Origin of the sequence: Ammoniphilus sp. YIM 78166, from assembly GCF_004522215.1 — a bacterium.
Classification (GTDB): Bacteria; Bacillota; Bacilli; order Aneurinibacillales; family RAOX-1; genus YIM-78166.
On record NZ_SDLR01000006.1, the window covers coordinates 206,814 to 219,876 of the forward strand.

Here is a 13,063-nt window from a genome sequence, read left to right on the forward strand (position 1 = left end):
GTTCATTCCCCCATTCCTGTTTCTATCTGTTCGCCTATTTTCTTCACCCGGCTCAGGATATCTTGAATGTCCTGGATCGACGTACGCAGATTCAGCAGCGTGAATTTCAGGCAAACCCTTCCGTTCACCCGCGTCCTGGCCAATACAGCACGGCCTTCCTGCAAGAGGATGGAACGGATGAGCTCATTAACCCGATTGGATCGCTCCTCCCTCTGTGGGACGTAACGAAAAACCAGCGCATTCATTTCTGGTTCATTCACCAGCTCAAAGGCCGGATCTTCTTTGATTCGTTGAGCGGTCTGGGCCGCTAGGTCGATGGTATAGTCAATCATTTCACCAAAGAGCTTTCTTCCTGTCGCTTGAAAGGACATAAATAATTTCAAGGCATCAAAGCGCCGCGTCGTTTGCACCGACTTGGTGACAAGGTTCGGGATGCCGGTTTCCTCATCATCCTCCGGATTCAAATAATCGGCATGGAGCTTGATATATTCGAAATCATTGCGATTTTTCAAAAGGAAAGCTCCGCAGCTGATCGGCTGATAGAATAATTTGTGAAAATCCACCGTCAGCGAATCCGCAAGATGAATGCCCCTAATCTTTCCGCGATGCTGTTGGCTTAACACCAAGGCTCCCCCATAGGCCGCATCCACGTGATACCACATCTGGTGCTTCATCGCCCGTTCCGCCAATTCCTCCAGCGGGTCAATGCTGCCAAAATCGGTGGTTCCCGCCGTAGCGACCAAGGCAAAGGGTTGCAAGCCTTGATCCCGCAATTCCTGCAGGCGAGCATCAAGGTCCTTTACGCACATCCGATGCCGCTCATCGGTTTCCACTGAGATCACTGCCTGATCCCCCAACCCTAGCAGGAAGGCGGATTGGCGAACCGTAAAATGCGCTTGTTTAGAACATAGAATCCGAAGCTTTCGAGCTTCCGGCGGCAGCCCATCACGCTGTGACTGCCAGTTGAACCGATGCTGGAGGTACCGGTCGCGCGCCAAAAGCAAACCCATAAAATTCGATTGGGTTCCCCCGCTGGTAAAGACGCCGTCTGCCCGTTGGCCATAGCCAAACCTTTCGCACAGCCAATCCACCATTTTTTGCTCCAACAGGGTTGCCGAGGCGCTTTGATCCCAAGAGTCCATGGACTGGTTGCTCCCGCTGATCATGACTTCCGCAGCCAAGGCTGCCGTCATGGGCGGGCAATGAAGGTGAGCCAGGCAGGACGGATCGGATACGACGATCGAATGCTGCAGCACCACTTCACCAATTGCGCGGACCAAGGTCTGCATGTCGCTTGCTTCTTCCGGCAATACCTCCCTAAAGGCGCTGTCGAGCAGCTCGGATAGATCTTGGGGAGACACCCCGCTGAACGGCCGATGGCGGTTCGAAAACTCACGCAGCAGAGCTTCCTGCGACCACTTCATCGCATGGCGATAGTACGCTTGACTTTCTTCCCCGCCATGCAAAAACAAACGGGTAAAGGCTGGCTTTTGCGGGGTTGAAATGGCCATCGATTCCAAAGCCATCAGCGCACCTCCTGAACGGCTTTTTGACTGTTGCCAACCGAGGCTTCTGCTTCCTTTACGGCTTCACAAAAGATCTCACTTATGGTATCGACCTGTGCAGGGGTGACGATCAAAGGCGGCAAAAACCGAACGACACTCCCGTGGCGGCCTCCCAGTTCAAGGATCAAGCCTCGCTTGAAGCATTCCTTTTGGATGGAGCTGGCTAATTCGGGATACGCGGGATAGCTTCCGAGATGATCGGCTGGCTTCTCTTTATTCACAATCTCTACTCCTATCATCAATCCTCGGCCCCGAATGTCACCTATAGATCGGGATTGCTTTTGAATCTCCTTTAGCTGGCGCATTAATCTCTTTCCGTTCAAATCCGCCTGTTCCGCCAGATGATTTTCTTTGATGAACCGAATCGTTGCCAACCCTGTCGCCATCGCCATTTGATTCCCGCGAAAGGTCCCTGCGTGGGCACCCGGGGTCCATTGATCCAGCTCTTCCCGATAAACCACGACAGCTAATGGAAGGCTGCCTCCTATGGCTTTGGAAAGGACTAGTACATCCGGTTCGATCCCCGCCTGCTCAAAAGCAAACATCTTCCCCGTCCGGCCCAATCCGGTCTGAACCTCGTCAATGATCAGTGGAATCTCCTTTTCCTCGGTGATTCGGCGAATCTCTCGCATCCATTCATCCGGTGCCGGAATGACTCCTCCTTCTCCCTGCACCACCTCCATTATCATCCCCGCCGGCGCAACGACCCCGCTTTCCGGATCGTTCAGCAGCCTCTCGATATAGGAGCTCCCTATCCGTGCCCCCTCTTCCCCACCGATCCCGAATGGGCAACGATATCCATACGGATAGGGAAGGAAATGCACATCTGGCATCAGGTTCGCAATCGCCTTCTTGGGTCCCAAATTCCCCATAAGACTCAATGAACCATGGGTCATGCCGTGATACCCGCCTTGATACGTCATGATGCTCCTTCTACAAGTTGCCGTCTTCACCAGCTTTATAGCAGCCTCGACCGCATCGGAACCGGAAGGGCCGCAAAACTGGATCCGCGCCTTTCGGCTGAATCCAGCCGGCAAGCTGGCGAACACTTCTTCCACAAATTCCTCTTTGATCGGCGTCGTCATGTCGAGGGTATGCAGCGGCCTCTTGTCGTCCAGCACCTTCTTGATCGCTTCGATTACAACAGGATGGTTATGACCTAGCGCTAATGTACCTGCTCCCGCCAAACAATCAATGTAGGTCTCCCCTTCCACATCCTTCACATGAATCCCATCCGCTTCACTGATGGCAATCGGAATCCGCCGAGGATAGGACCGCGCATTGGACTCCCGCCTGGCTTGGCTATCGAGATACTCCCTGTTTGTTACATAAGGAATCATAAACTCTTACCTCCTTCGAATTTTTTTTAATAATAATTATCATTATCATCCATTGTTGGAAGGACTAACCCATTACTCTAGTAAATTGCACGCAAAGCATACATCAGATAGATAGAGTTGGATTTATGATGTAGGGTAGACGGCCTTAGAAACCGCGTAACTTCCCCCTGTACGATGATTTTGTAGCTCTCTAATTACGATAATGATAATTAATATCATAATCACGTTAATAATATTGCATGTAATGATAATCATTGTCAATATAAATGGAGAAAATTGGGCCCTTTTTACTAGTGTAGGAAGAGTGCCTGTCACTCCCCGATTTTTGTCGATGCCGTGCAGGATAGAATAACGTAAGCCGAACTCCTAAAGGGATGTTCGGCTAACGAAACATTGTCATTGATTCTTCAGTCCAATGGATTCGTTCAATCCAATAGATTCATCGATTCTACACAACCACTTATCTCCGCAAACCTGCTCCTTAAACATCCTAACAGAGGTATGGCTTTGCTTAATCCTTCATCCGTGGGGGCGGGCATATTTTCATGTTTGATGGAATTGGCTAAAAAGAAGCATCCAAACTCCTAGAAGGATTGCTTCTTCTGAACATTTTATTTCTTATGTAAAAAAATCAAAGGAATTTGAATTGACTTTATTTATGTATAGCTCTATGTTAAAATTATGATAATAATAAAAGAGCTACAGATGCGGGAACATCTGTAGCTATGTACAAATCGATACCCACAAAAAGGGATCGGCTCAATTCTTGGAAGTAAGACCTCCTAGCTGTCAGGCTCAAGGGAGGTCTTACTTTTTGTCTATTGACAGCAGTGTGATAACAACTAAAATAATCGTTGCGATCAAATGACCAAATCCGTTTAGTAGATTCAGCGCTTCATATACTGTCATAATTCCCACCTCCTTCCACCAAATGATGGATAACAGGAAGTGAGCCACCTCACCTTGAGTGAGCTATTCGATTATGTACAAGTGAATTATACCACAACAAGCTTATGTGAGAACATACATTCTCGCTTTCGATCATGAAATGGCCGTAGTGCTTTATATCCAAAACACCATTTAGGCTAATATTCGTGCAAGCCAAATAGAGAGACCACTGTCACTCCCCAATTTTTGTCGATGCTGTGCAGGCTAGAATAACACCAAAGAAAGATGCGCTTAATTCCACATGTTTCTATTCATTTATCTATGTTTTTACACATTGTTTATACAAACCTCTTTGAAAAATGTGGTAATCTAGACTATAAAACTAGCTAACTTTACGAAATGAATAGCCCTATCCTGTAGTATTTACACTTCCCTTATTTCCTTTAATCAGATTTTCTAATGAGAGGAATTTACTACCTGCCACGGCTAAGATTAAAGATAATCCTAAAATGGCTAAATTATATGAATATCCACCTTTACCTGTACCTAAGAAACCCATTTGATAACGAACAAATAGAATGGCTCCGATCATTAGTATTGTGGCAATCATGGCAGACCCCTCTACAAAAATGCCCAACAATAACCCGATACCTGCTACAGTTTCCATAACGGCTGTAACATACGCCATAAAAGCTGGAAGTCCAGCAAAATCAACAAATATCTTTTCCGTTGCTTGCATGTTACTCCATTTTTGAATTCCGTTTGCAAGTAAGATTGCTCCTAGTATAATTCTTCCAATGAATAACATCCATTCCAAACGATTTTTCACTCTCTCTACAACTCCTTCTCTATTCATTAAATTATAGCTTGGATAATATTAACATAAATGGAATGTTAGGCAAATTAGTAGAAACCCTTGTTTGATGATTAAGTATTACAGTATACTCCCTCTATGACGAATCGGATCTCCATTTTCCTCTTGTTTTCTTTAATTTTCAATAGGTTTATTAAGAACCATAAAGTTCAATTAAATTAACCAGGAGCCGGCAACCAAACTAAAAACTCTAAAAACATGGTTACATCACAAATAATAAGGAGCGTAAACTGGTCATATCACCTTCGACCATCATCACCTCCCTCACGCATAAAAAATAGTAGAAGACAGTTAAACTCTGACCACCTTCTACTATTTTTTCTCCCTATTTTGCCGTCACAACCTCCGTCTATGAAACAAAGTAAAGTCAATAATCAACGGCTTGTATCGCTTACGTCTTCCGATTTTGAAGAGGAAGCTTAAAACGATATCGATCCCTTTGGTCATAAACTCCAGCACCACTCATTCATCCGCCGATAAAGTCTATAACGACGTAAATAAGACCACATAAGGAATTACTATGAAGTAGCCTTACTCGCGTCATCTTTAGCCGAATGAGACCAAACTGCCCAGCCAAGTCTAATGTAGATTAGACCCCATATTAATGCGAGATAATCCCCAACGAACGGAATAAATACCATGAAGACAAATAGGATCATCAATCCCGCGGCCCAACTAGGCAACATTTTAGCGCGTAAAGTAACATAGCCCAATAAAACATAACCTACTGACATGCTTATCATCATTAGCATCCGAATGAGGACAATTGGACCTGTAAATTCTTGATCCAAAATCTGTGGATTGTTCAACTCGGTATTAACAAAAAGAGCTACGGCTACCATCGTGCACACGAGAATATTTCCTAATACGCTAATAAAAAATGCGATAAAGCCCAGCAAACCCGTTTTTTCCGCTTGGTAGAGATAGATTCCGACTGTACCAAAGATGATGAAAATGGAACCTGTAATTCCTCCAATGAGGAGTGCTGGCGTATTATCCACCCCCCACGCTAACTCTAACGGAGTCATGGCGGCCCTGCACAAACCTCCCAATACAGCAAATAAACCAAGCCAACGAATGCAAGTAGTTAACGACATGGTTCACCTCCTTATCCATTCACTACAAGCATATTCCTAAGACCCGGATAAATTCCTAGAGAGTGCCTGTCCTCCCCTAGAGAGTGCCTGTCACTCCCCGATTTTTGTCGATTCAAAAAACCTTTGATAGCTATTTGAATATGAATGCAGTGATTTATTAGCATAGACGAAAAAGAACCCTGGGATATCCCGGGTTCTTCTTGCATTTCTATTCGTCTGTATTCTCATGATCTCAATATGCTTATCGTTTTCATTGATGCTTTGCCCGCGCTTCCCCTTCCTTCACATTGCTCTCCCCACAGATTTTCCTGCAAATCGCTGGTAAATGGCATCCGCATACTTATAGCGGCTAGGATAATCAGGATTACCAGCACGTTCAAATGATTTCTCAAATACTCTTACTGCTTCATGAGTATTCATTTTCTTGAATTTTTCCATACCACCGAGACGATCCAAAAGTTTCTTTTCATAACCCCTATTTAACTCATACCAGATGTACCAAAGTTGAAAATTTAACGACCATGGGTCCTTACCTTCAGACTGAGCTTTGCTCACTAGTTGATTCCAACGTCCCCGCGGTCCCTTTTCCCACTGAGCAAGTCCTCGTCCAGGTCCACCTCTGAGTTGTCTTTTAGTCGGGTCCATTCCAGACTCCTGTTGTAGGTTACCCATGATACCCGCTGTTGCTCCATCTGAAAATCCTAATGATTTAAAAAAGTTCCAAACTCTTTGATGGTTACTATTAATCCAAGATACGTTACCAGGACCATTGCTTGGTTTGGGCCCTCTGGCACTAGGGATCTTAACCTTAGATCGAACGGGCAGATTCTTTGGGTTAATCCCTGGATTTGCTTTTTGGATCGCACCTAAACTCACTTTATATTTTTGCGCTATCGTCCAGAGGGATTCACCTGGTTGTACCAAATGCTCGAGCACTTGAGGAGCGGGTGCAACAGGCCCTCTGGCACTAGGGATCTTAACCTTAGATCGAACGGGCAAATTCTTTGGGTTAATCCCTGGATTTGCTTTTTGGATCGCACCTAAACTCACTTTATATTTTTGCGCTATCGTCCAGAGGGATTCACCTGGTTGTACCAAATGCTCGAGCACTTGAGGAGCGGGTGCAACAGGCCCTCTGGCACTAGGGATCTTAACCTTAGATCGAACGGGCAGATTCTTTGGGTTAATCCCTGGATTTGCTTTTTGGATCGCACCTAAACTCACTTTATATTTTTGCGCTATCGTCCAGAGGGATTCACCTGGTTGTACCAAATGCTCGAGCACTTGAGGAGCGGGTGTAGCAGGTCCTCCGGCACTAGGGATCTTAACCTTAGATCGAACGGGCAAATTCTTTGGGTTTATCCCTGGATTTGCTTTTTGGATCGCACCTAAACTCACTTTATATTTTTGCGCTATCGTCCAGAGGGATTCACCTGGTTGTACTATATGCTCGAGCCCTTGAGGAGCGGGTGTAGCAGGTCCTCCGGCACTAGGGATCTTAACCTTAGATCGAACGGGCAAATTCTTTGGGTTAATCCCTGGATTTGCTTTTTGGATCGCACCTAAACTCACTTTATATTTTTGCGCTATCGTCCAGAGGGATTCACCTGGTTGTACTATATGCTCGAGCCCTTGGGCCCCTCCCCCTCTAGCCGTGGCGTATACAGATGCTCCTTGAGTAGGTGTGGAATCAACGAAGCCAGCAAATCGTCTAAAATACTCTTCTCTCTGCTTTAACCCTCTTAGTGCCGGATTTATCACTTTAGTTACAGCTCTAACCGATGCTCCGGAATCAATTAAAGCATTGATATTGTTTGCTTTCCAAAAATGTCCTGCGCTGGCCCAAGGATATTTTTTCGAAACATACTCGACCCCTTCCATAACGCGTGGGTCATTCAATTCATTTGCAAGTTGTTGATAATTCCATCGCCCCGTAAGTTGAAGATAGCCGGCACCTTTATATTTGGGTCCATCTCCAGGTTTTACATTGCCAAGTTTCCTTCTGTATTCGTACAGCGTTCCATCAGCAAGTTCTTTAGTCCATTTCCCCAGTCCAGATTCATGAGCGCATTGACTAAGAAAATGTCTTATTCTTGCTGGAGTATTGATTTGATATTTCTCTAAAGTTAGGTTTAAATCCCGTACCATGTCCTCATTTACATTTACCCATCCAAACTTTTTAAGCTGCTCTGCTGTTACTCTTATTGCTGTAGCAGTTGCCATTCATCCATTCCCACTTTCCGCTTTGTATATGGATCGACTCCAACTTGACTCAACCATCCATATTTTTAGTAATGATGAAAGAAATATTTAGGCAAATGTAACACCAGTTATGTAAATTTTTGTAAAAAAGATTAAGATAACGAATTTTTCAAAACAAAATAGAAACAATAGTAACATGAATCCTCAAGGACAAAGGAGATATGGGGTTATGTTGGAGGGAGATAATAAAAAGTTAGGGCTGGCACTTTCCGGAGGGGGATTTCGTGCCTCATTCTATCATCTCGGGGTTCTTGCAAGGATGGCTGATCTGGGTTTGCTTCGGCACGTGGATGTAATATCCACCGTATCGGGGGGGTCCATTATCGGGGCCCTTTACTATCTTCATGTTAAAAAATTGCTCGAGGAAAAGGAAGATAGCCGTATTAAAGATGAGGATTACCAGGATATTATTGGAAGGATTGAAGTTGACTTTCTCCGGGTTGTTCAACGGAATTTACGTTTTCGCACTTTTCTCAATCCCTTAAAAAATTTAAAAATGAGTCTGCCCAACTACTCCCGGAGCGACTACATTGGAGAACTTTATGACAAATTTTTGTATCGGCATGTTCTGGACCCTGACAATAGAGAGCCGATAAAAATGAAGGATCTAAAAATAATACCTCTCGGTGAGGGACCTTCCTTCGACCCATCCGAAAGAAACAAAACGAGAAAAGCAAAAGTACCGGTTCTTCTCCTAAACGCTACAATCTTAAATAATGGACACAACTGGCGTTTTAGTGCAGAAAATATGGGTGAATCAAACGAGCCCAATGAAACAATCGATAAAAATTTTAGACTTAAAAAAGCGGAATCCTATGAAGATCTTTACAAACATGAAGATATTGAACTGGGTTTAGCCGTTGCTGCCTCGGCATGTGTGCCAGGCATTTTTGCTCCCCTGGCTATTAGCGATCTTTACGATGATGAGGTCCGTGTACAGCTGGTTGACGGCGGTACACATGATAATCAAGGGATTGTTGGCCTGCTGGATAAAAAATTAAATTGTACGCATTTTATTATCAGTGATGCATCATCACCGATGAAAGACGAAAAGGAACCTGGGGTACAAGTACCTCACGTTATAAATCGAACGAGCAGTATCCTCTTTGATCGCATTCGCGATCAGCAGCTGACAAGACTTATGAAGGAACACTCCCAAAATGTAGTCCTTTTGCATCTGAGAAAAGGATTACCCGTAAGGGAAATTTCCTATTTTGATAAATACCATAAACTTCAAAGTGAGACCGTACTTAATAAAGCCGAACCGCCTTGTCAGGCTTTTGGAGTCAATGAAGAGGTCCAGGATCTTCTATCGAGGTTCCGTACGGATCTAGACTCTTTTTCGGAGATCGAAGCGTTTTCTCTCATGTTAGATGGCTATAAAATGAGTGATTATGAAATCAACCAGACGAATATCAACCAATTCGTCACCAATACATCCTTAAGGGCAAAGCATTACCAATTTTTTAAGATCGATCAGTGGATTTCCTCTCCCATCGTTGACCCCCTTTATGAGAGACATCTCGAAGCCGGGAGTAAACCATTCTTTAGAGCTGTAAGATTAAGTCGATCAGTAAAGATTATCATTACTGTAGTTGTTGCCCTTATCTTTGCAGCCTTAGTTGCCAATTACCATTTTGGATTCACTCAATGGATGAATGAGCCGATTAAAAAGGGAAATATACTGCTATTCCTCTTCCTTATCATGATCGGTTTTAGTTTTTATTTGAGCAGAAATGTTTCTTACCAAAATTCCATTGCCCAATTTTTGTTAAACGGATTGCCAGCCGCACTCATTTCGTTGATATGGTCTGTCTTTATTGGATTTCATCTTCTTACATTTGACCGTCTATTTTTGCGCTCAGGGCGTCTTGAAGTGTTGGAGAGGGCACAAAAAAAATCAAAGGATTCACTGCTGAACCATCTGGGTAATCCACCTACTCCAGCCTATGTCAGCAACCCTTTATTATTTTCACAGAAGCCATTCAAGGAGGAATTCGCTATGGACCCCAAGCTCCTAACCCAAATTATCAAAGTAGGCGTTAAATCTAAAGGCATAGATACAATCGAGAAATTATTTGCAGGAAAGGGAAAGGAAGAAATTGCCGAGGAACTAACAGCATTAAGAAACCGGGTAGAAGATGTTTTAAGTCAACTCGACACAAACAGTCAAGTTAAAATGAATACTTCAAATGAACCAAGTCAAGAAAATATAAGTTCAACTATTGAAGCTAATGAATTTAATATGAATTCACCCATGGATCCAAGCCAAGAAAATATGAGTTCAGCTTTTGACCCAAGTGAAAATAGTATGAATCCACCCATGGATCCAAGTCAAGAAAATATAAGTTCAGCTATTGAAGCAAATGAAAATAATACGAATCCACCCATGGATCCAAGTCAAGGAAATATGAGTTCAGCTTTTGACCCAAGTGAAAATAATATGAATTCTTCTAGTGAACCCAGTCAGCAAAAGATGAATTCATCAATTGATCCAATTGAACATAATGAACTTTTTGATCAAATGCAAGATGTTATTATACGTGCAAAACTGCAAAAATCAAGAACAATCGTACAGCTCCAACAAACAGTTCAGGAAATGGCAGATATGTTAGTTAATGTAGAACAAACGGTTCATCAAACCAAACAAATATTAAAAAATATGGAACAAGCACTTGAATCCATTAATACCTTAAATCGTATTACTTATCAAATTAATGAGTCACAACAGATGCTGCAACCTTATCCGCCTATACAATAGCAAATTGGAATGAAACAGCACCCTAGGTTAGGGTGCTGTAAATATTTGGACCTATTTTCTTATCTCACCACTCATAGGTAGGTATTCACCCAATTGTATATGGACAATTGTCTAGAAAGTATACATCTAAATATAATAACTTAGAAACTAAGGTTACTTAGGAGGAATCTACATTGAATCGAGACAGTTCTGAGCAACAACCCATTATTAATCAAGTTCAATATTATCCAGTTCCTGGACCTGGACCTCAACCTTGGGCTCTCCCTTACCAACCTCTCTCTTATCCCTATACCCTTCAACCTCAGCCGCTTCTACCTCTCCCTTATCCCTATGCCATACCGCGACCTTATTATCCATTTTTTGCTGGTTACTGTGGTCTTCCTGACGATGACTGTACTAGAGAATGCATGCAATTTCGAATCCCTTGTTTAAACTGCTGCTTTAGATGCGGATATTGCTAACAGAAATGTTGAGAAAAACAGGTCCCGGGCATTTGGCTTAGCGAATTTGGGGTGCGTAAAGAATTCATTCATTTGGTGCACTATATCAACTACTGGTCTCATTAGGACAAACGTTACTTTCATAATGACTGTGGAGGTATAATCCTGTGAAGCAAAAAATGGCTTCTAAATTACAGAGGGACTCCATACTCTTTGGTAACGGGAGAATGTCTCAAACTGAACTAAGTGACCTATGGAGGGGTGTTATTTGGGATTAAAATCATACCTTGCTAGCCAATCTCGAAAACCAGAGGGCTTCATCGGTAAGTTAATGGGAAAATTGATGAGCAAAATCAATTCAGAAATGAACGAAAAGACGATTCAATTGCTCGGTATTGATGAGCAAGATTATGTGCTAGAAATCGGCTTCGGAAACGGTAAGTATATTGCAGAAATTGCACAAAAAGTCAAGGGGACTCATGTTTTTGGATTGGACTTTTCCGAAACGATGGTACTGGCTGCAACCAAACTCAACAAGGCTTTTATAGAGCAAGGGAGAGTTCGTATCGCACAGGGGGATATTGGAGAAATTCCATACAACGATATGATCTTTGATAAAATATTCACAGTTAACACGATTTACTTTTGGCCTGACCCGAATCTAGCACTGCGCGAATTAAAACGAGTGCTTAAACCAGGGGGCAGATTAGTCATTACATTTCGTTCCAAAGCCATAATGGCGCAAAGAGCATCCGCTGAATATGGGTTTTCTTTGTATACACCTGAAGCAGAGGAAGTTGAAAACTTACTGAAAGAAGTAGGTTATTCGAGTGTCAGCATCGAACATTTTAGTAACAAGTCAATAGAATATTATTGCGTAGTGGCTGAGTATTAATTTACCCATCTCCTTTGGTTGAAAGCGTTAACAAAACTATTAATTCATGTTATACTAATAAAGCAGTGAATTCTTGAAGGAGGAACTCCAATGTCAAAATGGAAAATTCAAAGTACAAATCCATCTCTGCCATCTGACCTTGAAGAACTACTTCAGAAATTCGATTCTATTAAGATTGAAGAGTTTGCTAAGGATCTTCTCAGAGGCCACTATGAAGAGCAATGGGAAGATGCGGTTTAATAGATCATTTCACCCTCTACTTTGATAGAGGGGTTTTTTAATTTTGATTGGAATGGCTACGATTAAAGCTAACTGAAAAGGAAAAGTATCAGTATTTAAGCATTGAAAAAGGCTATGAAGGAGAGCTGAAATTTGACACTTTCAAATTGAAACATTATTTATACTGGGGTGTAATCACCTTTACGGATATAAAAAATAATGAAGGTGATTATTATGCCGAGAAAACGGGTCGCGAATACAAGAATCCCCATTTCCCAGCTAAAGCGCAGCGAAACTCTATTCCGCCAACTGCTCCAAAACCTCTAGCAAAATTACATTGTCGAAGCATCTTATATCAAGCCCCCACGGATCTCCCTATTATTTTATAAACCCAAGTCAATCACTTCTTGAAAGATTTAAATCAAACCCTTCCATGTTGAATGATAGTCACAAAAAACTAGCTGCGAGGCGGATGTAAATAAAAGGACAGTTTGCAGGATTTTAAAGAAGAACTATAAGGCATGGGGAAAAACAAGAGATACTTATTATGAATAATCTGGATGGATTCGGACTCCCCCACACCTTTTTCTCTCTCCCTTGTCCGTATCACCCCTTCATTCGGACTCCCTCCCCGAACATTAGCAGTATAGTATCAGTTCGTGTAAGTAGAGAAAGAGCATTAGACCCAGCTACTCCTCCAGAGATTCAAATCCCTCGGTAAC

General features: G+C 42.9%; 11 protein-coding genes. 4 read left to right on the forward strand and 7 right to left on the reverse strand.

Going from position 1 to position 13,063, the window contains the following annotated elements:
• Positions 1–2 precede the first annotated feature (2 nt).
• The 6 genes from EIZ58_RS25660 to EIZ58_RS25680 all read right to left on the reverse strand — a co-directional run bounded on the left by EIZ58_RS25660 (position 3) and on the right by EIZ58_RS25680 (position 7,987).
• On the reverse strand, positions 3–1,526 hold the full coding sequence (locus EIZ58_RS25660) for a pyridoxal phosphate-dependent decarboxylase family protein (RefSeq protein ID WP_240689419.1): 1,524 nt from the start codon (positions 1,524–1,526) through the stop codon (positions 3–5).
• Positions 1,526–2,905: an aspartate aminotransferase family protein gene (locus EIZ58_RS25665; protein ID WP_134703826.1), complete on the reverse strand. Its 1,380-nt coding sequence runs from the start codon at positions 2,903–2,905 to the stop codon at positions 1,526–1,528. The genes EIZ58_RS25660 and EIZ58_RS25665 overlap by 1 nt, the downstream gene beginning before the upstream one ends.
• Before the next feature lie 807 nt (positions 2,906–3,712).
• On the reverse strand, positions 3,713–3,814 hold the full coding sequence (locus tag EIZ58_RS34595) for a putative holin-like toxin (RefSeq protein WP_240689420.1): 102 nt from the start codon (positions 3,812–3,814) through the stop codon (positions 3,713–3,715).
• Positions 3,815–4,202: 388 nt separating this feature from the next.
• Positions 4,203–4,622, reverse strand: a complete 420-nt coding sequence (locus EIZ58_RS25670; protein ID WP_167577966.1) for a DoxX family protein — start codon at positions 4,620–4,622, stop codon at positions 4,203–4,205.
• A 563-nt stretch (positions 4,623–5,185) separates the two neighbouring features.
• Positions 5,186–5,764 carry a hypothetical protein gene (locus EIZ58_RS25675; protein ID WP_134703828.1) on the reverse strand — a complete coding sequence of 193 codons (579 nt, stop codon included), beginning with the start codon at positions 5,762–5,764 and terminating at the stop codon, positions 5,186–5,188.
• A gap of 282 nt (positions 5,765–6,046) precedes the next feature.
• The gene (locus tag EIZ58_RS25680; RefSeq protein WP_134703829.1) at positions 6,047–7,987 is read right to left on the reverse strand and encodes a phage tail tip lysozyme; all 1,941 of its coding nucleotides are present in this window, start codon (positions 7,985–7,987) and stop codon (positions 6,047–6,049) included.
• A gap of 208 nt (positions 7,988–8,195) precedes the next feature.
• On the opposite strand from EIZ58_RS25680, the gene EIZ58_RS25685 reads away from it, so the two are divergent.
• Positions 8,196–10,787, forward strand: a complete 2,592-nt coding sequence (locus EIZ58_RS25685; protein ID WP_167577967.1) for a patatin-like phospholipase family protein — start codon at positions 8,196–8,198, stop codon at positions 10,785–10,787.
• Between the two features lie 207 nt (positions 10,788–10,994).
• Here EIZ58_RS25685 and EIZ58_RS33860 read toward each other — a convergent pair whose 3' ends face one another.
• Positions 10,995–11,144: a hypothetical protein gene (locus EIZ58_RS33860; RefSeq protein WP_167577968.1), complete on the reverse strand. Its 150-nt coding sequence runs from the start codon at positions 11,142–11,144 to the stop codon at positions 10,995–10,997.
• A gap of 351 nt (positions 11,145–11,495) precedes the next feature.
• Here EIZ58_RS33860 and EIZ58_RS25690 point away from each other — a divergent pair, with 351 nt between their 5' ends.
• The 3 genes from EIZ58_RS25690 to EIZ58_RS25695 all read left to right on the forward strand — a co-directional run bounded on the left by EIZ58_RS25690 (position 11,496) and on the right by EIZ58_RS25695 (position 12,730).
• Complete coding sequence (locus EIZ58_RS25690) at positions 11,496–12,122, forward strand: class I SAM-dependent methyltransferase (RefSeq protein ID WP_167577969.1); 627 nt, start codon at positions 11,496–11,498, stop codon at positions 12,120–12,122.
• 90 nt (positions 12,123–12,212) lie between these two features.
• Positions 12,213–12,362 (forward strand): hypothetical protein, encoded by a 150-nt coding sequence (locus EIZ58_RS33865; RefSeq protein ID WP_167577970.1) that lies wholly within the window; start codon positions 12,213–12,215, stop codon positions 12,360–12,362.
• A 47-nt stretch (positions 12,363–12,409) separates the two neighbouring features.
• Positions 12,410–12,730 carry a hypothetical protein gene (locus tag EIZ58_RS25695; protein WP_240689421.1) on the forward strand — a complete coding sequence of 107 codons (321 nt, stop codon included), beginning with the start codon at positions 12,410–12,412 and terminating at the stop codon, positions 12,728–12,730.
• The last annotated feature ends 333 nt before the right edge of the window (positions 12,731–13,063 follow it).